27 protein-coding genes are annotated in these 25,423 nt (G+C 47.9%); 19 read left to right on the forward strand and 8 right to left on the reverse strand.

Translation table 11 applies throughout. The features are described 5' to 3' along the window. Positions 1-303: 303 nt before the first annotated feature. The 4 genes from CRN96_RS09955 (at position 304) to CRN96_RS09970 (ending at position 4,608) form a co-directional block, all read left to right on the forward strand. Positions 304-1,269 carry a fumarylacetoacetate hydrolase family protein gene (locus CRN96_RS09955; protein ID WP_097041715.1) on the forward strand — a complete coding sequence of 322 codons (966 nt, stop codon included), beginning with the start codon at positions 304-306 and terminating at the stop codon, positions 1,267-1,269. 193 nt (positions 1,270-1,462) lie between these two features. Then, positions 1,463-2,665: an acyl-CoA dehydrogenase family protein gene (locus CRN96_RS09960; RefSeq protein WP_097041717.1), complete on the forward strand. Its 1,203-nt coding sequence runs from the start codon at positions 1,463-1,465 to the stop codon at positions 2,663-2,665. A gap of 50 nt (positions 2,666-2,715) precedes the next feature. Next, positions 2,716-3,717 carry a catechol 2,3-dioxygenase gene (locus CRN96_RS09965; protein WP_097041719.1) on the forward strand — a complete coding sequence of 334 codons (1,002 nt, stop codon included), beginning with the start codon at positions 2,716-2,718 and terminating at the stop codon, positions 3,715-3,717. 84 nt (positions 3,718-3,801) lie between these two features. After that, a complete protein-coding gene (locus CRN96_RS09970; protein ID WP_097042016.1) occupies positions 3,802-4,608 on the forward strand; it encodes an alpha/beta fold hydrolase in 807 nt (268 codons plus the stop codon). Between the two features lie 47 nt (positions 4,609-4,655). Here CRN96_RS09970 and CRN96_RS09975 read toward each other — a convergent pair whose 3' ends face one another. Then, positions 4,656-6,503, reverse strand: a complete 1,848-nt coding sequence (locus tag CRN96_RS09975; protein WP_097041721.1) for a XylR N-terminal domain-containing protein — start codon at positions 6,501-6,503, stop codon at positions 4,656-4,658. Positions 6,504-6,771: 268 nt separating this feature from the next. On the opposite strand from CRN96_RS09975, the gene CRN96_RS09980 reads away from it, so the two are divergent. From CRN96_RS09980 to CRN96_RS09990, 3 genes are read left to right on the forward strand one after another with little or no spacing between them, the layout of a single operon-like run. Then, on the forward strand, positions 6,772-7,254 hold the full coding sequence (locus CRN96_RS09980) for a flavin reductase family protein (RefSeq protein ID WP_097041724.1): 483 nt from the start codon (positions 6,772-6,774) through the stop codon (positions 7,252-7,254). Between the two features lie 31 nt (positions 7,255-7,285). Beyond that, positions 7,286-8,113 carry an FAD synthetase family protein gene (locus CRN96_RS09985; RefSeq protein WP_179647175.1) on the forward strand — a complete coding sequence of 276 codons (828 nt, stop codon included), beginning with the start codon at positions 7,286-7,288 and terminating at the stop codon, positions 8,111-8,113. Between the two features lie 15 nt (positions 8,114-8,128). Beyond that, the gene (locus CRN96_RS09990; RefSeq protein ID WP_097041728.1) at positions 8,129-8,902 is read left to right on the forward strand and encodes a 2-keto-4-pentenoate hydratase; all 774 of its coding nucleotides are present in this window, start codon (positions 8,129-8,131) and stop codon (positions 8,900-8,902) included. Positions 8,903-8,924: 22 nt separating this feature from the next. Here CRN96_RS09990 and CRN96_RS09995 read toward each other — a convergent pair whose 3' ends face one another. Beyond that, a complete protein-coding gene (locus CRN96_RS09995; RefSeq protein WP_218839930.1) occupies positions 8,925-10,151 on the reverse strand; it encodes an iron-containing alcohol dehydrogenase in 1,227 nt (408 codons plus the stop codon). A gap of 123 nt (positions 10,152-10,274) precedes the next feature. On the opposite strand from CRN96_RS09995, the gene CRN96_RS13280 reads away from it, so the two are divergent. Continuing rightward, on the forward strand, positions 10,275-10,448 hold the full coding sequence (locus tag CRN96_RS13280) for a hypothetical protein (RefSeq protein ID WP_179647176.1): 174 nt from the start codon (positions 10,275-10,277) through the stop codon (positions 10,446-10,448). Positions 10,449-10,927: 479 nt separating this feature from the next. On the opposite strand, the gene CRN96_RS10000 is transcribed toward CRN96_RS13280, so the two are convergent. The 3 genes from CRN96_RS10000 to CRN96_RS10005 form a co-directional block, all read right to left on the reverse strand. Beyond that, positions 10,928-11,272 carry a hypothetical protein gene (locus CRN96_RS10000; protein ID WP_097041730.1) on the reverse strand — a complete coding sequence of 115 codons (345 nt, stop codon included), beginning with the start codon at positions 11,270-11,272 and terminating at the stop codon, positions 10,928-10,930. Continuing rightward, complete coding sequence (locus tag CRN96_RS13285) at positions 11,265-11,414, reverse strand: hypothetical protein (protein WP_179647177.1); 150 nt, start codon at positions 11,412-11,414, stop codon at positions 11,265-11,267. The genes CRN96_RS10000 and CRN96_RS13285 overlap by 8 nt, the downstream gene beginning before the upstream one ends. Before the next feature lie 930 nt (positions 11,415-12,344). Continuing rightward, complete coding sequence (locus tag CRN96_RS10005) at positions 12,345-12,527, reverse strand: hypothetical protein (protein WP_097041732.1); 183 nt, start codon at positions 12,525-12,527, stop codon at positions 12,345-12,347. A 116-nt stretch (positions 12,528-12,643) separates the two neighbouring features. Here CRN96_RS10005 and CRN96_RS10010 point away from each other — a divergent pair, with 116 nt between their 5' ends. From CRN96_RS10010 to CRN96_RS10020, 3 genes are all read left to right on the forward strand, one after another. Beyond that, positions 12,644-13,318 (forward strand): DUF4145 domain-containing protein, encoded by a 675-nt coding sequence (locus tag CRN96_RS10010; protein ID WP_218839931.1) that lies wholly within the window; start codon positions 12,644-12,646, stop codon positions 13,316-13,318. 499 nt (positions 13,319-13,817) lie between these two features. After that, a complete protein-coding gene (locus CRN96_RS10015) occupies positions 13,818-14,546 on the forward strand; it encodes a tyrosine-type recombinase/integrase (RefSeq protein WP_179647178.1) in 729 nt (242 codons plus the stop codon). Positions 14,547-14,620: 74 nt separating this feature from the next. Then, complete coding sequence (locus CRN96_RS10020) at positions 14,621-15,040, forward strand: hypothetical protein (RefSeq protein WP_097041736.1); 420 nt, start codon at positions 14,621-14,623, stop codon at positions 15,038-15,040. A gap of 139 nt (positions 15,041-15,179) precedes the next feature. Here CRN96_RS10020 and rpsR read toward each other — a convergent pair whose 3' ends face one another. From rpsR to modA, 3 genes are all read right to left on the reverse strand, one after another. Then, on the reverse strand, positions 15,180-15,419 hold the full coding sequence (gene rpsR / locus CRN96_RS10025) for a 30S ribosomal protein S18 (protein WP_097041737.1): 240 nt from the start codon (positions 15,417-15,419) through the stop codon (positions 15,180-15,182). A 163-nt stretch (positions 15,420-15,582) separates the two neighbouring features. Further along, complete coding sequence (gene modB, locus CRN96_RS10030) at positions 15,583-16,269, reverse strand: molybdate ABC transporter permease subunit (RefSeq protein WP_097042022.1); 687 nt, start codon at positions 16,267-16,269, stop codon at positions 15,583-15,585. After that, positions 16,250-17,101 carry a molybdate ABC transporter substrate-binding protein gene (gene modA, locus CRN96_RS10035; RefSeq protein ID WP_245844633.1) on the reverse strand — a complete coding sequence of 284 codons (852 nt, stop codon included), beginning with the start codon at positions 17,099-17,101 and terminating at the stop codon, positions 16,250-16,252. Before modA ends, modB begins: the two co-directional genes overlap by 20 nt. A gap of 170 nt (positions 17,102-17,271) precedes the next feature. Here modA and CRN96_RS10040 point away from each other — a divergent pair, with 170 nt between their 5' ends. The 8 genes from CRN96_RS10040 (at position 17,272) to CRN96_RS10075 (ending at position 25,422) form a co-directional block, all read left to right on the forward strand. Beyond that, entirely contained in the window at positions 17,272-17,853 is a 582-nt protein-coding gene (locus CRN96_RS10040; protein WP_097041740.1) for a YkoF family thiamine/hydroxymethylpyrimidine-binding protein, read from the forward strand. A 163-nt stretch (positions 17,854-18,016) separates the two neighbouring features. Then, positions 18,017-18,955 carry an aldo/keto reductase gene (locus CRN96_RS10045; protein WP_245844635.1) on the forward strand — a complete coding sequence of 313 codons (939 nt, stop codon included), beginning with the start codon at positions 18,017-18,019 and terminating at the stop codon, positions 18,953-18,955. 163 nt (positions 18,956-19,118) lie between these two features. Then, positions 19,119-20,270, forward strand: coding sequence for an aminotransferase class I/II-fold pyridoxal phosphate-dependent enzyme (locus tag CRN96_RS10050; RefSeq protein ID WP_342745145.1), 1,152 nt, complete (start codon positions 19,119-19,121; stop codon positions 20,268-20,270). Between the two features lie 19 nt (positions 20,271-20,289). Further along, positions 20,290-20,976 carry a GntR family transcriptional regulator gene (locus CRN96_RS10055; protein WP_179647179.1) on the forward strand — a complete coding sequence of 229 codons (687 nt, stop codon included), beginning with the start codon at positions 20,290-20,292 and terminating at the stop codon, positions 20,974-20,976. Next, positions 20,957-22,570, forward strand: a complete 1,614-nt coding sequence (locus tag CRN96_RS10060; RefSeq protein WP_342745146.1) for a M20/M25/M40 family metallo-hydrolase — start codon at positions 20,957-20,959, stop codon at positions 22,568-22,570. Before CRN96_RS10055 ends, CRN96_RS10060 begins: the two co-directional genes overlap by 20 nt. 26 nt (positions 22,571-22,596) lie before the next feature. Further along, positions 22,597-23,607 carry a DctP family TRAP transporter solute-binding subunit gene (locus tag CRN96_RS10065; RefSeq protein ID WP_097041747.1) on the forward strand — a complete coding sequence of 337 codons (1,011 nt, stop codon included), beginning with the start codon at positions 22,597-22,599 and terminating at the stop codon, positions 23,605-23,607. A 28-nt stretch (positions 23,608-23,635) separates the two neighbouring features. Further along, on the forward strand, positions 23,636-24,136 hold the full coding sequence (locus CRN96_RS10070) for a TRAP transporter small permease (protein WP_097041749.1): 501 nt from the start codon (positions 23,636-23,638) through the stop codon (positions 24,134-24,136). Next, on the forward strand, positions 24,133-25,422 hold the full coding sequence (locus CRN96_RS10075) for a TRAP transporter large permease (protein WP_097041752.1): 1,290 nt from the start codon (positions 24,133-24,135) through the stop codon (positions 25,420-25,422). The genes CRN96_RS10070 and CRN96_RS10075 overlap by 4 nt, the downstream gene beginning before the upstream one ends. Position 25,423: the final 1 nt, after the last annotated feature.

Genomic DNA, 25,423 nt, shown 5'->3' on the forward strand with positions numbered 1-25,423 from the left:
TTTACGAAGTGTCCATTTCTTCAGATTCCGCTCTTTACCTTAATTTTCTGAAATGTTAACATTTATAATTTGAAGTGTAAGGCAACACAGCTCATTTGTCAATTCTCAAAATAAAATTTTTACTTTTTAAGAATAAAAAATTTAATGATTCAGACACTTTCCTCATATATAGCATGTTTTCATTGCTGATGAATAGTATGAATGATACTAATTTTTAAAGCGCTTTCGCAATGCCCTCCGTTTGACACTCTCCGCTTTCAATAGTTTAATATGAACTAATTTACATAAAGGGAGTGTCATCAAATGGGAATGCAGATAGTGAGATACAAAGGGAACAGTGATATAAGGTGGGGCGTGCTCTCCGGGGACCGTGTCATTCATATCGATAATGATGCTTCGACGCTTGGCGGGTTTTTAAAGGAAGGCCTTGATCAGGCCAGGGCTGCACTTGAAGATGTCCAGGGGGAAACATCTCCTTTAAATGAGGTCGAACTGTTGAGTCCTGTAACAAAGCCATCTACGTTAACGTGCCAGGGTGCGAATTATTCAAGCCACCGCGAGGAATCCGGAATGACCGCCGCCCGTCCCGAGTTCAATCTGATTTTCGGGAAAGCGGACAGTGCATTGTGCAGCCATGACTCGGACGTCATCCGCCCGGAAGGCGTGAACTTCCTGGATTACGAAATCGAACTCGGCCTCGTCATCGGAAGTGAAATCAACAGCCCCGTCGATGTGACGAATGAAAATCTCCATCAGTATGTCGCAGGCCTCGTCATCATGAATGATATTTCAGCACGTGACGTCCAGCTGCCGGAAGGCCAGTGGCTCCGCGGGAAAAGCTACCGCACTTTCGCACCCGCAGGCCCTTACCTTTATATCCTTGATGAAGATGAGTACCCGAAAATCCATGATCTGGAACTGAACTTATGGGTCAACGATGAACTCCGTCAGTCCGCCAATACAACCCAACTGCTGTTCAAACCCGAGGAGACATTGACCGAACTCTCCGGAGTGATGGATTTTTCACCCGGCGATGTCCTCCTCACCGGGACACCCGGCGGCGTCGCTATGAATTTAATGAAGGAAGATATGGAAGCAGCAACGAAAATCACAGCGCCGTTAAGTGAAAAAGTGAAGGTCTTTGCCGAGTCCCAGTCGGGTAACGACAAGTACCTGAAGGATGGGGATATCATCCGTGCCGCCATCAAAAGCCCGGATACATCCATAGACCTCGGTGAACAGAAGAATAAAATAATTTCGGCCAAATGATTTGTTCCGTCCAGCGCCCGCAAGGGTTCAATCGCTGGACGGATTTTTAATTTTCTGAACTTTTAGTACAAAATATGTCAAAATATTTGAAGTATTCGTAGGAAACGTATGTATATTTTATCTCAAAGCTGCTCTATACTTCGATATAAGCCATTAGGTGATAGCGCTTACAAATGGAAAGGAGATTTTTATTATGAGCAGCACAACCAAACAAAAAGCAGTCAGTCGTGAAGAACTGCTGAAAAGAGCTAAAGAAATCGGCGAACTCGCTGAAAAATATGCAATGCAGACAGATGAAGACCGGAGGCTCCCTGAGGAAGTCATCCAAAAACTGAAGGAATCAGACTTCCATCTGCTCCACCGTCCGAAGGCATACGGCGGACAGGACCTGGATTTTGAAACATTCGGAGACATCATCCGCACTGTCGCCTACCACAGCGTATCGGCGGCATGGGCGACATATTTCGTCATCATCCATGAAACCTGGCCTTCATTCATACCTAAAGATGCACGTGATGCAATGTTCAACAGTAACGAATTGATGGCGGACGTCTTCGCACCGGTCGGTAAAGTTGAAGATGCCGATGACGGCGAAGGCTACCTGGTCAGTGGTCAGTGGAACTTCTGCAGCGGCGTACTATGGTCCGACTGGATCGCCCTCGGTGCATTCCATAAGATGAAGGACGGCGACAAACCTGAACTGAGCCTGTTCATCGTCCGTAAAGAGGATATCGAAGTCATAGACAACTGGGATACGATGGGCCTCCGCGGCACGGGAAGCAACGCTGTGAAGCTGGATAAAAACTATGTGGCTCCGGAATACGTATTCCCTCTCGGCAGGGTCGTCGAAGGTGCAACTGCACCGGACGGCAACTATGAAGAAGATTATCTTCTGTTCAACGTACCTTACATTGCCTACTTCCTTTCCGGATTCTCACAGATTCTCGTGGGCGGCCTGAAACGACTTGTCGATGAGTTCGTTGAAAGGACACAGAACCGTGTCAGAGTATACAACAACAATTCACAGGAGAAGGACAACAGCAGTGCACAGAGAACACTCGGCGAAATCAAGATGGAGTACAACACGCTTGAGAAGATTGCCGATGACTACCTTGCAAGAATGCAGGGCTACGCTGAAAAAGGTGTCCGTGTCCTTGAAGAGGAAGAGCGTCAGGAACTGTTCGCAATGCGCGGCTATGTCGCAAAACATGCACCGCTCATCGCTACAAGACTTCTGACGGTACTCGGCGGAAACGCACTTTACAGGGAATCCGGTGCAGAAAGATTCGTCCGCGACATCATCGCCGTCTCATGCCACCCGACCCACCTGTATGAAGATGCAATGGTCGGTTACGGCAAGACGATCGTCGGCCAGGACGGGCACCCGATGTGGTAAAGCTTTTGATCTGAAAATAAAACTATATTAATATTAAGGGAGAAATGAACATGACTAAAGAAGAAATTTTAGATATTGCACATTTGGCACATATGGAAATCTACAGCCCGAAACTTGAAGAATCAGTATCATTCTTCAAAGAAATGCTCGGTATGATTGAAGTGGAACGGAAAGACAAATCCGTCTACATGCGTGCTTATGAAGATCACTACCATAACTCACTGATCATCACGGAGCACCACGAGGCAGGTCTCGGCCACCTTGGACTCCGGACGAAATCAGCAGAGGCACTCGAGAAACGTGCTGCTGCAATCGAAGAAATGGGCTACGGTATCGGATGGGTCGACGGTGATATCGGCCACGGTCCTGCATACCAGTTCCAATCGCCTGACGGCCACAAAATGGAAATCTTCTGGGAAGTTGAGTACTACGATTGCCCTGAAGAAGAAAAAACCGAGCTCTTGAACCGGGTACAGAAGCGCCCGAACCGCGGTGTGCCGGTACGACGTATCGACCACATCAATCTGCTGTCCAGTGATGCAGACAAAAATGTTGAATTCATGCAGGACGCGCTCGGTTTCAAAACACGTGAACGCATTGTAAATGAAGATGATACCCACATGGCAGCATGGCTGAGTGTCACCAACCTCGTCCATGATGTTGCAGTCATGGCAGATCCTCTGGGAGAAAAGGGCCGTCTTCACCATATCTGCTACTGGTACGGCCAGCCGCAGAACCTGGTCGATGTGTCCGAGCTGCTTGTTGAAGCAGGCCATCACATTGAAGTTGCACCGATCAAACATGGTATTTCCCAGGCATACTGCATGTATGTATACGAGCCGGGCGGCAACCGTGTTGAGCTGTTTGGCGATACAGGTTACCTCATCTTCGATCCGGACTGGAAGACAGTCGAATGGAAAGGCGAAGATGCAGCAAGAGCAATCCTGTGGCACGGCGGCAGCAACCTGCCTGAAAATTTCCTCGCCTACGGCACACCTGACAGACAGCCGGTCGAAGTGGAAGTCGAAGTTACTGAAGTCACCAACAAGTAATATAAAAGTCACTAATAACTAATACATTCGGAGGTAATGAATTTGGCAGTCAAAGAAGCAAACTTGCAGGAAATAGAAAAACAGATGACAGTTGACGGCATTGAAACAAACTACCTTGAAGCAGGCGCCGGCAATAAGGAGACCATGGTCCTGATCCATGGCTCCGGCCCCGGGGTTTCTGCATTCGCCAACTGGAGACTGGTGATACCACGCCTGAGCGAGACATTCCATGTCTTTGCACCGGACGTGATCGGTTTCGGCAAGACCGCGAAACTCGAAGAGAGCGAGTACGGACTCGATGTATGGGTGAATCACCTGATCAACTTCATCGAAGAAGTGGCGGATGGCCCTGTCCATATCGTTGGGAACTCCTTCGGCGGTGCCATGGCACTCCATATCGCCCAAAGAAGGCCTGACCTGATCAATAAACTGATCCTGATGGGCCCCGCCGGTGTAAAACATGAGCTGTCACCCGGACTTCAAAAAGTATGGGGGTATGATCCAAGCATTGAAAATATGCGCGAGCTGATTAAGTTGTTCTCTTACAACCAGGAAGCTGCAAACAATGAGGAACTGGTCAAGCTGAGATATGAGGCGAGCATGGAGCCGGAATCGAAAGAAGCTTTCCACAACATGTTCTACAACAACCAGCAGGAAAGACTGGACGAGCTGTCTCTTGAAGACGAAGAGATCAAGCAGATTGAAAAGGAAACCATCCTTTTCCACGGTCTTGAAGACCAGGTCATCCCATTCGAAGCGACAAGCTACAAGCTGATGAAATTACTGCCGAATGCAGAACTGCACCTGTTCAACCAGTGCGGTCACTGGACACAGATCGAAAAGACCGAACCATTCATCGACCATATCCTTGCCTTCACAAAAGGTGAGTAGAAATTAAAAAGCACGTCTCCCGAATTCGGGAGGCGTGCTTTTTTGCATTATGATTTCTTTTTGACCCGGGCTACATTCAGTGCCATATAGATGGAGAACAGCGCCTTCGTATCATCCATTTCAATGCCCAGCAGGTCACTGATCTTCTCCAGCCTGTACCTCAGACCGCTGATCGACATCGACATCGCCTTCGAGGTCGCATTGATGCTCATGCCGTTCTCGATGTAGCATTTCAGCGTCTCGGTCAGTTCGTCATGCTTGTCGGCTTCCAGCAGATCCCCGATCTGGCTCTCGACGAACCTGTTCAGCATCGACTGATCGGAAATCTGGAACAACAGTTTTTCCACACCGAGGTCATCGTAATAGAGGATGTTGCCCCCGCTGTCATCCGTCCTGGTGTTCAGTGCGATTTCCGTCTCCTTATAAAGGTCCGGGATGGAACGGATATTGTTCTCAACGGAACTGACACCCACATTGAATTTATAGTTTTTATATTTTTCTCTGCAGTGCTTGAGCAGTGCATTGATCATGCCGGGTTTATCCTTCATCATGATATTATCCGGCCGGTCTTCAAGTGCAACGATCAATTGGCTGAACTTATAGGATGCGAAAGTTTCGATGCCCCGCTGCTTGAAGAACATGTTGACATGTTTCAGCACCTTCTCATTTGCTTCTATTTCAAGGTTCAGCTCGTCTTCGTTGCCCATCTTCTCCATCGTGAAGACCCAGTAATCCCCTTCCGGATTGAAATCGAGATACTTTGCAACCTTGTACAGTTCATCCTCATCCATCTTTTCGTCGAGAATATCAGCAAGGAAGCTCCGCCTGATATTCTGGGCTGTCTGAATCCTGATATTCTCATGGAGCAGCACTATGGAGGCAGTGAGCGAAGTCTGGTCTATGATCATATATTCAAGCGGTGTCGGCCTGCTTCCGCCTGTATAGACGAATGAACAGTAGCCCCGGATTTTATTTTCAAAGTAGATCGGGGTCCTGAGCAGCCCTTCGCCGCCGGATAATTCGAAGAAATGCGTGACCTTCGTATCCAGTTCACGCAGATCGAAATCGATTGTTGTGCCATTGCATTTTGCTGTAATATTGTGATTTTCATCTTCGATGAATATCGGCAGACCTGTCGTGTTGTGCAGCAGTTCGGCGATGTTCTCAAGCTCCTTCTTCGACAGGATGATTTCCATCATCTGCTTATGGACATCGTGTGCCGTCGTCAAATAATCCCTTTCCCTTTTCAGCTTGGCGGTGACTTCATCAAGTTCCTCGATGACACTCGAGGACTGGTAATATGTGTTCTCATGCTCATCTGTGCCCCAGTCTTCAATGGGCTTACAGACCATTTCACAGTTATCGTCCCCCACCGCCATGCATTTCGTCTCCTTGACGAGCATCGGCCGGCCGAGTGCACTGGATAAGTAACCGCTTGCAAAACCGCAAAGCGTATGGCATACCGGCTGATCTGCAGGTCCTGAAAACTCCAGCTGCTTTTCAACTTCATACGAGTTGTACCAGGCGGCCCGGATGTAGTTTATTGCATCTTCATCATCATATTTCATCTCTTCGACGATGACATCATCCAGATGACCGTGCATCTTATGAAGCATCGGGCCGGCCATTACAAGCTCCTCTTCACTTTTCCAGTTCAATTCCCTCATCTTCTGGCCTTCAGTGACGCCTGTATGCCAGCCGTATCTTATGAATACACCTTTCGTCCGGTCTTCCCCGATGCTGAAGACCAGTTCCTGCCTTAAAGCGTGCAGCGCGGAGACTGGTATGCTCACTGTACGGTTGTGGAAGATACGGGACAACTGGTCGTCCGGCAGCTTCAAAACTTCCTCCAGATCCCTCACTTCGGCTCTTTGATCATTCACATTGTAAGTCATAAACCAAGCACCCCTTTGTAAAATATGTCGACTAGACAGAATAGATTTAATTATTAGTATATTCTGTACTAATCATACTACCTTTTTAGCATAGTTGATAGCTTATATTTACATTCAGCCGGTGGTAGCATGTAAGTATCCTATCCAGAGGGCACATATCAGAAATCACACTTAGTTGGTAGCGATTTCATTATAGGCAGTAGAAGCATATTATGCAATCAATAGCACACTCGGATAATTATTAAAAAAATTCAAGGAGGCAATTATAATGGAAGATCGTCAATTCAGAAACGCAATGGGTAAATTTGCTACAGGTGTCAACGTAATCGCAACGGAGGTGGATGGTGAAGCATACGGCATGACGGCCAATGCATTCATGTCCGTCTCACTCGATCCAAAGCTCATCGTCATTTCAATCGGAGATAAAGCAAAAATGCTCGAGCGCATCAGGGAGAGCGGCAAGTTCTCAGTCAACGTATTGTCATGCGAGCAGCAGGAACAATCCATGCGCTTTGCAGGCCAGAAGCAGTTCGAGGACAAGTTCGAATTTGGTGAACTCGCAGGTGTGCCGGTCGTTGAAGACGCGGTATGTCAGCTGTCATGCGAAGTGTACAATGAGCACACGGAAGGGGATCACGTCCTCTTCATCGGCAAGGTCAACGACCTGACATTGACCGACGGCGAACCGCTCATCTTCAACTGCGGCAAGTACAGGGAGCTCAAAGAACTGGAACTGGAAGAAGTCAGATAGACGCACTTCACTTTTAAGGGGGATGTTGGAAATGGAAATCATACACCTGAAAGATACCAATCTGCAGTATTGGCAAACACGTTCAAGGGAAAATGTTGTCGCACTCGGCTTTTTCGACGGGGTGCATAAAGGTCATCAACATGTCATTGATACAGCCAAAGCAGCCGCGGATGAGAAGAACGTATCGCTCGATGTCATGAGTTTCTTTCCTCATCCCAAGACAGTGCTGTCGAACGGCAAAATCGTCATCCAGTACCTGATGACGCTGGATGAGAAGGCGAAAGCACTGGAAGCGATGGGCGTGGACCGGTTCTATATCGTCAATTTCACCAAAGCCTTCGCCGCGCTGCCGCCGGAGGAGTATATCGAAGAATATCTCTACAAGTTCGGCACGGTGCATGCCGTGGCAGGATTCGATTTCACATACGGTTTCAAAGGCGCAGGGAAGATTGGCACGTTGTACGAAACATCCGGCCGCAGGATCACAGCGACAGAGGTCGGTAAAGTGGAGTGCCAAGGCGAGAAAGTGAGCTCGACGCTGATCCGGGAGATGATCCTCACCGGACGCATTCAGAAAGTGGAGACGCTGATGGGCAGGCCCTTCACCACCCACACCCGCATCTCGAACGGCTACTTTCAGCATCAGCCGGCGTTCATACTGCCGGAAAGCGGCTACTATGACGTGATGCTCGAATCGCGGTTCCACAAACTGAACTGTACATTATATGTAGATAATGAGAACAACCATATCGGCTTTACCGACAACACACTGTTGAAGCATTTCAACAACAGGAATATCAAGATCACATGGTTCAATAAAACTGCTGCATTTGCGTACAAGCAATATGCCACCGTGTAGAAGGAGATCAGCATAATGCCAGATATCAAGAAATTAGCAGATGAAATATATGAAGCCGAAAAGACGGGCGCACCCATCCAGCCGCTCACCGAAAGGCATCCGGAGCTCACAGCTGCGGATGCTTATGCGGTCCAGCTGAAATATGCCGAGCGCCGGATGGATGACGGCGCAGTCGTCAAAGGCAAGAAGATCGGCCTCACATCAAAAGCCATGCAGGAGATGCTCGGCGTCGACCAGCCGGATTACGGCCATATCTTCGATGATATGATCTATAAGGAAGGCGAGAAGATCGATGTCGACCAGTTCATCCAGCCGAGGATCGAATTTGAGATCGCCTTCGTGCTGAAAGAAGACATCGATGCCGCGAACATCACAGCGGATAATGCGGCGGACTACATCGATTATGCGGTGCCGGCCGCGGAACTCATCGACAGCCGGATCGCCGACTGGAAGATCAAGTTCGAGGATACCGTCTCCGACAACGGCTCCTCCGCCGGTGCACTGCTCGGCGGGAAACAGCTGAAGCTTGAAGATATCGACCTGCCGGCAGAACGGATGGAAATCTTCAAAAACGGCATGAAGATCGACGAAGGCTACGGCAGCGCGGTGCTCGGCAACCCGCTGGAAGCCGTCGTCTGGCTTGCGAAGTCCCTCGACGAGTACGATATCGGCTTGAAAAAAGGCGAAGTCGTACTCGCCGGATCACTGACCAAAGCGATGGATGTAGACGCAGGCGATGTATTTGAAGCACATTTTGAGAATCTCGGCTCGGTCAAAGTTGAATTTTAAATTGAATTTAAATGGACGGACCTCAGTTTGACTGGGGTCCGTTTTTCACTTTCATATACATTTCCCTGAATTTTTCCCTCGTGAAGATCACCGGCACCGGATAGAGCGGATTGGCTTCGGCATACGAGTATTCAATCATCTCATCTATATCATCCTCTTCTATTTCAGGCATCGTCTCCCTGATGCCGAGGGCTTTATTCAAATCCCGGATATGTTCTATGAACTTCTGCGCTTTTTCTGCATCATCTTCCCCGTCCCTGGAGATGCCTGCAGCATCCGCAAGTCCTGCAAGATCGGAATGGACCGCTGCGCCGTACTCTTCTAGGGTGTAAGGCATGATGATCGCATTCGCCTCGCCGTGCGTCACTGGATACCGCGCACCGATCTGGTGCGCCATCGCATGGATGTTGCCGACGTATCCTCTGGTGAATGTCCGTCCTGCAAGATATGCCGCGTACTGCATATTGTCGCGCGCCTTTTTATTCCTCCCGTTGCGGTAAGTGATGGGCAGATTCTCGAACAGGAGCCGGATCGCCTCCTCCGCCATGCTGCGCGTCTCTTTCGTATTGCTGCGGTTGATGTAGGCTTCGACGACATGGCTCACTGCATCCATCCCGGTGTGCGCAGTGATCTCGGGCGGGAGGCCCGTCGTGAGTGAGGCATCCAGAACGGCGATTTCAGGCACGAGTGCCGGATCCATGATGGCATACTTCGCCCTGCTCCCGCTGTCTGTGATGACCGCAGCAAGTGTCCCTTCACTCCCCGTGCCGGCAGTCGTCGGCACCGCGATCACCGGCGGCAGCTTCTTGCGGACTTTGAGCAGGCCATGATACTGTTTAAGATTCTTGTGTTCCGCCTCCACCATCACCGCAGTCCCTTTTGCGCAGTCCAGCGGCGAACCGCCGCCGAAACCGATGATGGCGTCACAATTGTTTACATTATATATCTCAGCCGCTTCGATGGCATTTTGATCGGTCGGGTTAGGTACCGTCCCATCGTAGATGAAATACTCGATCTTCTGTGACTTGAGGCCCTCAAGCAGGGTGTCCATCAGACCGAGGTTGCTGATGCCTTTGTCCGTCACGATGAGCACTTTATTGTAATTCCTAGCTTTTAGAGTTTTGGGAAGGTGTTCAAGCATCCCCTCCCCTCGCAGCAGCATCGGCGGCTTCCAGTCGAGGAGCTTCACCGCCTGTCTGAGGATCGCCTGATAGGTCCGGGCGTAGGTTTTGTAGATTTTACTTTCCATCTGATCACCTGTCGTTTTTTATAATGCTCTTTCCCTGTCAGGTGATTTTCTAACATCATGCGAAGTGTAATTTATTGGTGTAAAGGGTAAATTGTATGTAACATCTCTTTAGGAGTGATATTGATGCTGACCCGGAAGTTTCTGATGGCCGGCGGGCTCTCCGCTGTTGTCATGCTCAGTGCCTGCGGCGGTGAAGAGAATGTCGAGACGGACACCGATACCGAGCCGATCGAGCAGGAGGACAGAGGCGAAGATATTGACGAAGAAGAAGGCGAAGACGATACTTCGACGGAGTAATGTTAAGGACCGGCACAGGGAGTGCCGGTTTCTTAAGGTGCGGCGGCATAACTTGGCTGATTCGGGGGCACTTATGTCATATTCCACATCAAAATGACATAACTCATCTGATTCGGGGGCACTTATGTCATGAATCGCATCAAAATGACATAACTCATCTGATTCGGCACCACTTATGTCATGAATCACATCAAAATGACATAAGTCATCCGAGTCGGCATCACTTATGTCACCCACCCCCCCTCACCCAATACCCAAATAAAAAACACCCCGCAAGGCTCAAGGCCTGCGGGGTGTTCAACATATTATGCTTCTTCTTTTATGTAAAGTGAATTAAGGAGCATTCAGACTTGACCACAATGTTGTCATATCAGGGTTTGAAGGGCTATGTATAGAATGTGTATTCCCAGACTGTTTGCCCTTAGCTCATTAATTTGCCCTGAAATTGCCCTTTGCTTAGACTTTATAAATACAAGTCGCTATTTGTCTAATCCAAGATCTGAAATATGTGACTCCAACGTGTTAATATCAAAATCACTAGCTTCACCAATGTATTTATCTTTAGTGAAAAGGGACTTCTTCAGAATGTATGGTGGGTCATCAATTAAGATATAAGATGGTTCAGTTAATCCTGATTGTCTCCATCCTAGGAAGGCAGGCCTATACTTTCGTTGATGTTCCTTACCTTTTTTCGTTGAAATAGCAAAGAAATATACATCATCAGCATCCGAATCTAAAACAAATACCGGCCTCTCCTTGCTGCCTTTACCATCATCAAAGGTCAGGAGTTGCCGGTATATTGATCCATATGAGATTCTAGCCATTATACCATTCCCTATGGTTTGGGTTGCGTTTATCTAAAATGACTTTCCCGTCTTTAGTTGTTTCTAGTCTCACTGCTCTTTCTTTCAGTTTCTCAATATTAAAATTCGGTTTCCGAGCGACCTGATTATCGGCACTGATCATTTATAACACCCCTCCTAAAAAGATATATAAATGTTTAGTGATACTATTATATACCCTTTTTCACGTACCATACAAGGGATTGGCATCAAGTTTCAAAATCTCCGCATATATGCGTTTTAAGAACTTTTAACCCTTATATGAACAAAAGTATCAGGCAGTTACCAAATCGTCCAATGTGTGGCATCCTCAGAGGACGAATTCTGTTATATATATCGAAAAAAGGTAAGTGTTTTACACACTCACCCCAGCTTGAGATATTTCTTAATTATGAGAAATTCACTCCTTTTTAGGGCGTCCAATTTGTAAAGCTTCTTCTTCATTTCATCTTATCGAGCAATCTCCCGCCATATATCTTTGACATACTTTTCAGCCTTTGCCGTCTCCCAAACGACTTTATTACCTCTGCGGTATTCACAGGAACGCATACGATCATCTTTCAAGAAATATAAATCAAAGTATGATTCGCTGATGCACATGAACTCGCAAAGTGTCTTTTTATCTGCAAACCACTTGCCTCGTATTTAGATCAATCCCAACATGTTTTATATTGAAAGGTCGAGTAATCTCATTCTATTTGCAGACCTCACGACTGCATACTCAAGAGCCGATAACCCATCAGATTTCATATCTTTAATGTTTTCCGCTGTCTCAATTATTATAGTATAAAAGTTGGTGATCTTTCGATGTTCCGACTCTATAATTTAGGTGATATCTATTTTATTCACTTTTGAATTGTAATCTTCAAGTTCTCGTTTTACTTTTGCTAAAAGTAGGTTAACTTTTTTTAGCATAATCTTTTTTATCTCATTCGAAACACTCTTGTCTTTAAGATAGTCCCCCAATTTCGCCCACTTGACTTGCATATTTCCTAATATTCTTCCCATGTACAGTCAACAGCTGACCATATTTTTTGACATGTTATCATCTTATTTAGAGGCCTTCCAATTCTTCCGCTTGCAGCTCACCATGCATTAATAAGTGGTACAGTTGCTGCTTATTTATTAAAAGGTCGTTAACTTCGTTTTCTCTTTTGATGTACTTGCCTTTGACGTATTCTGCGTCAGATAGCTTGTTTACATTGAGTCTGCTTGTCTCGATTTCTTTATTACTCATTATTATCTACTTTCCTAATTGCTAATTTTTAATAATCTTGAAAAACCGAACTATTCTTACCTTCAATCCTTTCTTTAGGTATAATTTAGTTAATTTACTTTATGAGGTGGAAAATTATGAAACTAAAATGTCCTTTTTGTGACCATGCCGTCGCTGAAACTCCCGATACGTTCCGACAAAACTATATAAATTTTTATGATGCGATTGATACGTTATATACTATTCACGGAACAAGAGAAGAATCTGATTATGATATAAGAATTAACAAGTTACGTTGTTCTCATTGCGATAGAACTTCTTACGATGTTGGAGGAGTTCACGGCGAATATACACACATCCAATTGCCAATCCATCCACTTTCCAAGGCGAAACAGTTGCCAGAGTATATACCGGCTGTTCTTCGCGAAGATTATGAAGAGGCATACAGGATAGTTCATTTAAGTCCTAAAGCTTCTGCGACCCTTTCAAGAAGATGCCTTCAAGGGATGATTCGAGATTTCTTTGAGATTTCAAAAACATCTTTGCACGACGAGATAAAAGCCATTGAAGGATTGATATCTGAAGACCAAAATTCTGTCTTACATTCCTTACGCAAAATTGGGAACGTTGGAGCTCACTTAGAAAAAGATGTTAATCTCATCCTTGATGTCACTGTAGAGGATGCAGGAAAATTGTTACTAGTCTTGGAATATTTCTTTAAAGAATGGTATGTTTCAAAACATGAAACCCAAGAATTGTTTTCAGATATCGAAGCCATCGATAAAGATCTCCAAGAGCGAAGGAAAGGTTAAACGCTTAATATTAAATTCTTACTTGCTTCACTCATAATCAACTGAGTCTGCTGCGCTGATACTTCTTTCAAGTGAGTTGCTATCCTCTTTTGTTATAAGTTTCAGCGTCTTTGTTGATGGTTCTGATGAGAACCTCTAAAAGCCTTTCCTCTCTGGCTAAAGATTTATGAGTAGAGAGATACTCTTGATAACCTTTCTTCACAGCTTCCAACTCGTCTTCTTGTTCTTCCTCATATGCGATAACTTTGGCTTCATTGCCCAGATTTACGTTAATACCTGCGGCATAGACTCTGATGTAAGGCTTGGATAACTCTTCAATGTCTTCAATCGATCGGCTTCATTCAGTTTGAAATATCTAACGGTCCATCTGCGGGACTTCATTATATAAAAAATCGGATGAGGGATTAAAGCAGCGCTCCCTGGACATTTACGCCATTGTGATACATGCCTTCTATGCTTATACCCGTCCGGGGAATATAACTTCAAACCGGAGTTCGATGTGAAGGATTTGAAGATACCGAAAGACGTTGTGGATTATGAAGCGGCCACGACTGAAGACGATGCCAATAAGTACCTCACTCAACGGGAAATAGATGACATCTTCGCATACCCGGACTATAAGATTAAGCAGCACAAGCGGGCGGATGTGAAGCGTAACTTGAAAATGATTCAGTATGTCATTGAGTTCCAGGTGCTGAACGGCATGAGAATATCTGAACTGCTGGCCATTCAGCCGCATAATATCGACTTCGAGAACATCACACTTTTAATTGATGGTTCGATTTATTGGGATCATCAGCCGAAGGGTTCGGCTATAAGATATGACGAAGACGAAAGGCTCCCACCGCTGTATTGGATTGACTCAAAGGAGCATCAACATATTGAAGCGGCCATGCTCGAGAATAAGAAGGAAGCAAGCTGGAATGATCGTTACATGGACAAAGGCTATGTATTCACCGGCTCGACAGACAGCCCGATGCCGCAAGATCAGGTGAACGATATGCTCAAAGAAGCGGCAGACTGGACGGGCATCAGCAAGAAAAAGAAAGTAACCAGTCATATACTGCACCATAATCATATTAGTGTCCTGGCCTTCCTCGATGTGGGGATTAAGGCGCTCATGAATCGTGTGGATCGTTCTGACTACAGGACGATCCTGCAGATATATACTCATGTCACCGATAAGATGAATGAGACGATGATGGATAAACTCGAAAAAGTGAATTAGTGACACTTGAGAGTGATGTGTTTCCAGGAGTCTTTTATGATACAATTAAAGTATTGAATGTAGGAGAGGTTTTAATGGATAGAAGAATTAATGATTTAATAAAAAATAAGCACAATGTAAAAGTAAGCAAGGAAGATAAAGAACAGCGTCTTGAAAATTTTATAAGTGATTTATCTTCTTTAGTAGTAAAAATGAATGACGCACTTTATAAAATTGGTGCAGATTGCGGAATTACATTACTTCCGGAAAACAATCCTACCAATCAATTTTTGATAACAGAAAATAAAACAGGTACTGTAATATATTCCTTAAAAATTGACAAAGATGCTCAAATTTTAAATGTTGGTTTTGAAAAAGAAAGGTTTCTAAAAGCTTATTATATCTCTCTGAATGAAGGGATAATTATAGAGAGTGTTGATAATGGGTCCCCTATTAATTTGGAGGACATATTAATGCTTGATTTGAAAAGAATCATTGAAATAAATAGCTTTTAAGGATTTAGACACCTCTCGATAGGTGTTTTTTTCTAGAAATTCCCACACTTTGCCCCGAAATTGCCCTGAAACCGACATTTGGACAAAAGAAAAAGCCCTCAAACCATTGGTTTGATAGGCTTTATGAACATATATACTATTATGCTTCTTCTTTAACGTATGGTAACAATGCCATGTGACGTGCGCGTTTGATCGCTACAGTCAATGGACGCTGATACTTCGCGGAAGTACCTGTTACACGTCTAGGAAGAATTTTGCCACGTTCTGAAATGAACTTTTTAAGCATTTCTACTTCTTTATAGTCGATGTGCGTAATTCCGTTTGCTGTGAAATAACAAACCTTTTTACGACGACGACCGCCTCTTCTTGGACCTGCCATGAGAAAAGCCTCCTTTAATTATAGATTGTCTGGTGAGCCTCGTGTGTGTGGTCGGCTCCTGACCTTACGAATCCATAATTTCGTTCATCACGTGTGATTATGTCCTGTGTGTATGTGCACGATTAATAATACAATATTGAAGGGTCATTGTCAATATACACAATTATGATTCATTCGCTTTCACACGGATGAACATCAGCATGAAGAAGGACAGTATGACGATGACGATCACCCATGCCCAGGCGAGTCTCATGTTGCCGGACTGGAGTGCGACGTATATCGCGGTGGGCAGCGTCTGGGTGCGCCCGGGTATATTGCCCGCGATGATGATGGTCGCCCCGAATTCCCCGAGTGCCCGGGCAAAACTCAGCAGCGCCCCGGTGATCAAGGCCGTCCTCGCAAGCGGCAGCGTGATCCTGAAGAACACCTGCCACCTGTTCGCCCCGTCGACCCGCGCGGCGTTCTCTATATCTTCATTAACATTGAGGAATCCGCCCTTCGCCGCCTGGTACATCAAAGGGAATGCGACCACCGTGCTCGCAGCGACTGCCGCATACCAAGTGAATATGATTGTGTCCCCGTAGAGCCATGCGATTGCCTCCCCGACCACGCTGCTGTTGCCGAAGAATACAAGGAGCAAGAACCCCACGACCGTCGGCGGCAGCACAAGCGGCATCATCAAAAACGTCTCGATGACGATCTTCCCTCTGAAATCATTCCTCGCCATGAAGCGCGCGATGATGATGCCGAATATCAGCACGATGACCAGGGCAATGAATGCGACCCTTAGGGAAAGCAGTACAGGCGTCAAAAATTCCTGGGCCGTGATGTTACTGGATAATAAAACCATATTCATTGAAAACCTCACCGGCTTCTTCACTCTGCATGAACTCGAAGAAGGCAAGCTGTGCCGCCTCATCATCCGTATCGTTCATCATGCCGAGCGGGTATACGATCGGCGAATGGGCATCTTCCGGTGCCGCATCCACCACATCAGCGCCGTCACTCATTATGGTATCTGTATGATACACCATGCCTGCATCGGCATTCCCGGTCTCGACATAATTCAGCACCTGCCTCACATCTTCCGCATAGATCAGCTTCGATTCGATTTCTTCCATTATATCCATGTTTTCAAATGCTTCCACGCTGTACTCACCTGCAGGCACGGATTCGGGGTTGCCGATCGCGATCTGATCCGCGTTTTCCAGATCATCAAAAGATGTCACCGAATCACTGCCGGTCGGCACGATCAGAACGAGCTCATTTGTGAGCAGATCCACCGAGTCTTCCTCATCAATATACCCTTCTTCCATGACCTCCTGGAAATGATCCACATTGGCCGAGAAGAATAGATCTACCGGTGCCCCCTGAATGATCTGCTGCATCAGGGCACCTGAGCCGCCGAAATTATAATCGACAGTGACCTCCGGGTATTCTTCGTTGAAAAGTGTGGTGATCTCCCCGAGCGCATCCACCAGGCTCGCTGCAGCGGAGACCGTGATCGTACCTTCAACATCAGTTGCCGTGTCTTCAGGCGCTTCTTCAGGTGATTCAAGCGTCGTATCCGTCGAATCTTCATCATCTGTGATATTTTCATCCACTTCCCCGTTCCCGCATGCCGCAACAACGAATACGGCGAGGAACAGCATCAAAAACTTCAATCCATCCATAAGCTTCATTTACCGGAGCCTCCTTTCACTGCGTTTATTTTATTTAAGTATATTGGTTTAATTTATCAAAGTAAATCATGGAGAGAAGCTCCATTTGACAATACCCGCAATTTATATCGCTTTACCCGCACCAGCCCCTCCCCTACAATTGAATGAAGAACAAATTTAGGGGGATTATGATGACGGATGGCAATGCAGTGGAAAGAGAAGCGGGCGCACAGTTCAATCTGAGCGTGATGAGCGACGACTTTGCTGAAGTGATTTCAGGCGCTCTGGATGCAGTGGATACGAAGAAAGTGTGGATGAAGACGGATGATGTGGCGACGGCGGCAACCGGCAGCATCGCGGATGTATTCGATGTGGTCAAGGCCATCTACCTGAATGCGGCAAAGACCGGCCTGCATGTGGAGATGAGCGGAAACATCGTCCTCGGCGGCTGCAACACGGGAGAGGATGAGAATGATAAAAATAAAGTCCGTCTGAATGATGAGGCATCCGGACGGATTTCCCAGAAGGCAGGCTGCAGATTTTCGATCTATCCCCTCGGCGAGACGGGTTACATTGAAAAGATCACAAAAGCGGCGGAAAAGCTTGTAGACCACAATGTTCAAGTCAGTGCAGCCCCGTTTGCGACACGGCTCGACGGGGAAGTGAATGATATTTTTGCAGCGATGGAGGGCATTTTCACCGAGCTCCAGGAAACGAGCGAACATGTCGTCATGCCGTTCACCATCTCCTGCAACAGCCCGTCAGGCAGGTAAAAAACAGAAGCGGCCTGCCTGACGGGGCCCTTCTCCCTTTATTCGGCTGAAGGTTGTGCTAAAATGTTTAATAAAAATTCAGAATAATGAGTGATTATATTTTTATCACATGGGAATAACATTTATAATGGAGATATATTTGATTTTGGAAAGGGGTATTCATTTGGCACAACTTGCAGGACTTGGGAAGTCAGGTATTTACGTTCATCCAATAGCACTCGGGACAAACTTCGTAGGCGGTCATAACTTGTATAAGGACGTGGATGAAGAAGCGGGAAAGCAGACCGTGCGTGATGCGCTCGATAACGGCGTGACGATGCTAGACACCGCACAGTCGTACGGGCCCCACCGTTCGGAGGAGCTCGTCGGTGAAGTATTGAAGGAATATCAGAGGAATAAAGTCGTCGTGGCGACAAAGGCTGAGCGCCGTGATGATGGGGACGGCGGGAAGGTCATAGACAACAGCCCGGAATTTTTGAAGCGGAAAGTGGATGAGTCGCTTCAGCGTATGCAGCTCGATTATATCGACCTGTTTTACATTCACCATCCCGATCCGGAGGAGAAGACGCCGTTTGATGAAGCGGTCGGTGCATTGAAGGAAGCGAAGGATGCGGGTAAGATCCGCGCCATCGGCGTCTCCAATTTTTCACTCGAACAGCTGAAGAAGGCGAATAAAAACGGCTACGTCGATGTCGTGCAGAACGAGTATAATTTACTTAACCGGGAAGCCGAGAACGGCATGTTCAAATACTGCGAGGAGAACAACATCACCTTCATACCGTTCTACCCGCTGGCCGCCGGGATCCTTGCCGGGAAATATGATGAAAACTCAAAATTCGATGACCTCCGTTCGAAGCTGCCCTTCTATCAGGAGGATCAGTTCAGGGAAAACCTGAAGAAGGTGGAACAGCTGAAAGAGATCGCGGCGAAATACGAGGAAGAAGTGGCCCAGATTGTCCTGGCATTCTATTTCACCCGTCCGTCGGTCGGTGCCATCATCCCGGGTGCCAAAAAAGGCGCCCAGATCAAAGAGAACATGAGGGCGGCCGACCTTGAGCTCAAAGAGGAAGATATCCAAAAAATCGATGAGATCTTCAAGTGATTTAAAGAGGGAACGGGACCGGATACGGTTCCGTTCCCTTTTGCGTCCTTCTTCAATATTTCTGCCATCAACATTGAAATTATCTAAACTCTCCCAATCTTTACAATGTTCGACCGTTATATTATCATTCTCGTATACAGTATACAAAAGGTGGTCGAACATTTTGGACAATATAAATCAAAGAGTGACAGCGCTGGAGATACCCGGCACGCGCCAGTTCTCGAACAGGGTTTCCGCATTCAGGGACGGCGTCAATTTCACCATCGGGGAACCGGATATCCCGACGCCCCACACCGTGAAACAGGCAGCCATCAAAGCGATCGAGAACAACCGGACCGGTTATTCACATAACGCAGGTCTGCTGGAACTCAGGGAAAGCATATCGAATTTCTTCAAGGATGTTTACGGCATCAAGTATGATCCCGAAGATGAAATCGTCGTGACGACGGGGGCGAGTGAAGGGCTCAGGTCGGTCTTTGAAACCATTTTAAATGAAGGCGACGAAGTCATCATCCCTGCACCATGCTACTCCGCTTATGAACCACTCGTCGACCTGCTCGGTGCAAGCGTGAAATATATGGATACATCGGATACTGATTTCGTACCGGATCCGGAAAAGCTCAGAAGCATGATGACGGATAAGACGAAAGCCGTCCTGCTCAATTTCCCGTCCAACCCGACGGGCAAAGTGTTATCCGAAGAAGAGATGGCGCCGCTGGTCAAGGAGCTCGCAGCCCATGATATTTTCGTCATCGCGGACGAAATCTACAGCGAAATCACTTATGATGCGAAACATACTTCATTTTCTGAGTACCCTGAACTGCGCGAAAAACTGTTCCTCGTCCACGGACTCTCAAAATCACATTCGATGACGGGCTGGCGGCTCGGTTATGTCCTCGGCCCCGCCGCTTTGATGTCGTACGTTTTGAAAGTGCATCTGTACGATACAATCTGCGCTTCGCTGCCGAGCCAGTATGCCGCGATCGAGGCACTGGACAACAGCCGGCACAGTCCGCATGAAATGGCTGCCGTCTACCGTGAAAGGCGTGATCTGATCATTGAAAGGCTGACTGCCCTCGGCTTTGAGACGAAAGTACCGCAGGGTGCGTTCTATGTCTTCCCTTCTATTGAAAAATTCAACATGTCCTCATTTGAATTTGCGGATCAGCTGCTTGAGAAGGAGCATGTCGCGGTCGTTCCCGGCAGTGGCTTTACGGAATTCGGTGAAGGCTTTATCAGGATTTCATATGCCACTTCGATTGAAAACATCAATGAAGGACTGAAGAGGATTGAACGGTTCATAAGTGAACTTTAATATGTCTGGAGGCGAAGTCATGAAAACGGTACAGACGAAGATCTCCCTGGCTGAACAGGCATTCAATATCTTAAAGGAAGAAATTGCAACAGGAAGGCTTCAGGTCGGTGATCCGCTTCCTGAAGAGAAGATATCGGCACAGCTCGGCATCAGCCGGACACCATTCCGGGATGCCCTGCACAAATTGGAAAATGAAGGCCTGGTCATTGCAGGCGCAGGCAAGCCCGCGACGGTCGCCGGCTTTTCAAGGGAGGATTCCCTCGCCCATATAGATATGCGGCGCGTGCTGGAAACCGAGAATCTGGAGAGGATCATCGATAAACTGGATGACAGGATGATGATGAAGCTCAAGGATAACCTGAAGCGGCAGCAGGAGGCGGTGGATCAGGGAAATCACCAGCATTATCTGGAACTCGACAGGGCCTTCCATATACTGCTCACTGAAGTGAACCCGAATCATTTATTCCACCAAATGATACAGAAACTCTGTACAGGTGTATCAAGGGCATTTTTAACGCTGTCCAATACGATCGGTACAAGCCTGGAAAGTTCTTTTGCCGAGCATCAGGAGATTCTGGACGCCCTGGAAGCCCGGGATCTGAATTCAGCGAAAGAAGCGATGACCCGGCACCTGGACAACGTTGAAGCGCGTTTCCTTAAATTTTATGACAACAGGAGGGATCCCGATGATGACAACTTCACATGAACAATGGCAGACACCTGAACAATTATATGCACTGCTCAGCCAATTGGTCAGTTTCGACAGCAGAAGCGGCACCGAGGGGGAGGTCGGATTTCCCCATTTCATAAAGGAGAAACTGTCCTCCCTTGACTATTTCAAACAGAATGAGCATCACCTGCGGCTCGTTGATGCAGGCTCAGACCGGAACGCCCTCGTCGCCCATTACAAGCCCGGCGATGTCAGGGACACGATTGTACTGATCAGCCATTTTGATGTCGTGCATACCAAGGAATTCGGTGACCTTGAAGATTCCGCTTTCAACATCGAGGCGCTGACCAAAGCCATGAAGGAGAGAAAGGACAGCTTCAATGCCCAGGTTCAGAAGGATATCGAATCGGATGAGTATATATTCGGCCGCGGTGTGATGGATATGAAGATGGGCCTTGCTTTACATATGAGTCTGCTGGAGCTTGCGATCATGGAAGAATGGCCGCTGAACCTGATCCTCGTCACCACTCCAGATGAGGAAGTGAACTCGGACGGGACGCGGGCGGCCGTGAAGTTCTTATCCGGCCTGAAAGATTATGAAGGACTCGACCTGAAGCTTATATTGAACGGCGAAGCGTCGTTCAGCCGGTATACGGGGGATGACAATTATTATATTTACTCGGGCAGCATCGGGAAAATCATGCCGTCCGCCTTATTTTACGGGGTGGGCACACATGCAGGCGAACCGCTGCACGGCATCACGAGCCATTTCATGAGTGCATATTTGACGAAAGAGATGGAATTCAATCCCGCTTTTCATGAGGAAAAATACGGCGAGGCCACACCCCCGCCCGTCTGTCTGCAGCAGAACGACCTGAAAAAAGACTATTCCACCCAGACTTCCCATCATTCCTATGCGCTGTACAACGTCTTCACCATGGAGCGCAGCCCGAGCGAAGTGATGGATATTTACCGGGGTGTTGCAGAGCAGGCAATGGATCAGTGCTACACGGATTACACCGCCCGCTGCAGAGCGCTCGATGCCGAGCCGCTCCCGCGCATCAATACCGTGACCTTCCATGAACTTGCAGAGCATGTCATTGCCAAGTTCGGGCAGGAGCAGTATGACCTGATCATGGAGAGCATATTCAATGACGACACGCTGAACGTCCGCGAAAAAGCAATCAAAGTCGCAGACCGGCTGATGGATTATTCGAAGGAGCTCGTACCGGCGACAGTGCTGTTCCTCGCCCCTTCCTACTATCCTGCCGTCAATGCTTCGGAAGATCCGGTCCTGAAGGGGAAGATAAAAGATATGCAGGCCCGATTCGCCTCCATGCACGGTGTGGAAGCGAAATGGATCCATTATTTCAACGGCATATCGGATTTGAGTTATGTCAATTACACCGGTAGTGACGCCGGATGGATCTCATTCAAAGAGAACCTCCCTGTCTGGGGCGAGCCTTACATGATTCCATTCAAGGCGATGCAGAATCTGCAGGCGCCCGTCCTGAATGTGGGACCCTACGGCAAGGATGCCCATAAAATGACGGAACGGCTGCATAAGGACAGTGCATTCATCCACACCCCGGATGTTTTGAGGGAATTGATCAGGAGTTATATACATTGAGCACCGACAGAAAAGGAGGTTTTTATATGAGGAATTTAAGTTTCATCATGTTGATCACTGTATTGGTATTATCTGCATGCGGCAGACCCAATATAGATGAAGAGACCGGCCAGACGACGATCCGCATCGCGCATCTGGTCAATCCGACCCAGTCTTCCCATATCCTGCTGGAAGCATTTCAGGAGCAGGTCGAAGAGGAATCCGGCGGGGAGCTCCGGGTCGAAATCTACCCTTCGGGCTCTTTATTCCCTTCCGACAGGGAAGCGATAGAAGCGGTCCAGCTCGGAAATGTCGAGATGACGGTCCCTGCACTTGCCAGCCTTTCCGGGTTCCATCAGGACTTCATGATCCTGGACCTGCCGTACCTGTTCGAAGATGAAGAGCAGGCCTACTCCGTCCTGGACGGTCCGTTCGGACAGAGTCTGCTCGACAGCCTGGAAGAGATCAATATCAAAGGTCTCGTCTACGGTGAAAACGGCTTCCGGCACATCACCAACAACGTGCGCCCGGTCTACACACCGGAAGACATCGAAGGCCAGAAGTTGAGGACGCTCGAGAGCCCGGTACATACAGACTTCTTCAACGCCTTCGGTGCGAACGCCTCACCGTTCGCTTTCGGTGAGATGTACTCCTCGCTCCAGCAGGGCTCCTACGACGCCATGGAGGCGCCGATCGCTTTGATGTATACGAGCAGACTTTTCGAAGTGCAGGAATACATGTCATTCACTTCACATGTTTATATGCCGATCGCTTTATTGATGAACGACGATTTCTTCCAATCACTTGAAGCAGAACACCAGGAAATCCTTATGGATGCCGCTGAAATGTTCAGGGAGGAACAGCGGATCCTCGAACAGGACCAGAGCGTCGAATACCTTGAGGAAATGATAGAAGCAGGCCTCCAGGTCAACGATTTGACAGATGAAGAAAAACAGGCATTCAGGGACAGGGTGGAACCTGTATATGAAAAATACCGGGAAATCCTCGGTCCAGAACTGTTTGAAGAACTGGAAGCAGCAATTGAGGAAGCAGAATGAATCTGTCATTAAATGAGGGGGTCCGAATATGAAAAAAATATTTCACAGGTTTGAAGAAGGTTTTCTGATCGCCACGCTGGTGCTCATGGTCGCACTGATTTTCGGCCAGGTCGTCGGACGCTATGTCTTCCAGAGCGCACCCAGCTGGACGGAGGAATTCGCAAGATACATCCATATATTCCAGGTTTGGATCGGGGCCGGCTATGCGGTCAAGATACGTGAGCACATCCGTGTCACCGCATTCGTCGGGATGTTCAACGGCACCCCGCGGAAAGTGATGGATATCGCCGCGACGATCGTCTGGTTTTTATTCGTCGTCCTCGTCGCCGTTCTCGGCACACAGCTCGTGATGGCATCATTCCAATACGGTCAGGTGTCGCCGGCTGCACAGATACCCATCTGGATCGTTTATCTCGCAGTGCCGCTCGGGGCCGTCAGCATGGCTGTCCGCCTGATCCAGCAGTTCACTGATATTTTGAAGAGGGATTACTCCAACATCAAAGAAGAGGAAAAGGAGGCGCCTCTATGAATATAATGCTCATATTATTCGCAGTTTTGATCATATGTTTCCTGATCGGTGTCCCGATCGCCATTTCACTGGGCGTCTCGGCACTTGTTGCGATATGGTTCGGCACGGATCTGCCGATCAATCTGATCGCACAGAAAGCGTTCACGTCCCTCGACTCCTTCTCGCTGCTCGCGATCCCATTCTTCATTCTTGCAGGGGTGCTGATGGGGAGGGGCGGAATATCGAGGCGCCTGCTTGACCTTGCGACGGCGCTCGTCGGATGGGTCACGGGCGGACTGTCGCTGGTCACGATCGTCGCCTGCATGTTCTTTGCGGCGATTGCTGGTTCCGGCCCGGCCACCGTTGCCGCCATCGGAAGCTTCATGATCCCGGCGATGATCGCCAATAAATACCATATCGGCTTCTCTGCCGCGGTTCCTGCGGCAGCCGGCTCCATCGGTGTCATCCTGCCGCCTTCGATCCCTTTCGTCGTCTACGGCGCGGTCGGAAGCGTCTCTGTCGGTGCCATGTTTTTGGCCGGCATACTGCCGGGGCTCCTGATTGGTGTCGCATTGCTGATCACAGCCTACCTGATTTCAAAGAAGCGCGGCTACAAGCCTCAGGAAGGTACGGAGAAATTCATTTTCAAAGATGTGCTGAAGGCGACGTGGGAAGCCAAATGGGCGCTCCTCGTGCCCGTCATCATCCTCGGCGGTATATACGGCGGCATATTCTCGCCCACCGAGGCTGCGGTGACCGCGGTGGTCTACGCGGTCATCGTCGGTGTATTCATCTATAAGGAGCTCGACTGGAAAGCGTTGTATGATGCTTTCATGGAAACGATCATCATCAATGTGACGACGATGATCATCATCAGTTTCTCGGTGTCATTCGCATTCTTCATGACGCTTGAGCAGATACCGAATATGATCGCAGAAAACCTGATGGCACTGACATCCAATCCGATCTTCATATTGGTTCTCATCATCATCCTGCTGCTGATCGTCGGTATGTTCATCGATACGATTTCTGCACTGATCATACTGACGCCGATACTGCTGCCTGTCGTCACATCCGTCGGCGTCGACCCGGTCCACTTCGGTGTGATCCTTGTAGTCGCACTTGCGATCGGTTTCGTCACACCGCCGCTCGGCGTCAATCTGTTCGTCGCCTCTAGCGTCGGCAAAGTTAAATTCGAGCAGGTCGCCGTCGGGGTGCTGCCTTTTGTGGCCGTGATGATCCTGTGCCTGCTCATACTCGCATTCGTGCCGGCAATCTCAATGTTCCTGCCGAATCTTGCGGAGTAAT

Source organism: Salinicoccus kekensis (assembly GCF_900220995.1).
Classification (GTDB): domain Bacteria; phylum Bacillota; class Bacilli; order Staphylococcales; family Salinicoccaceae; genus Lacicoccus; species Lacicoccus kekensis.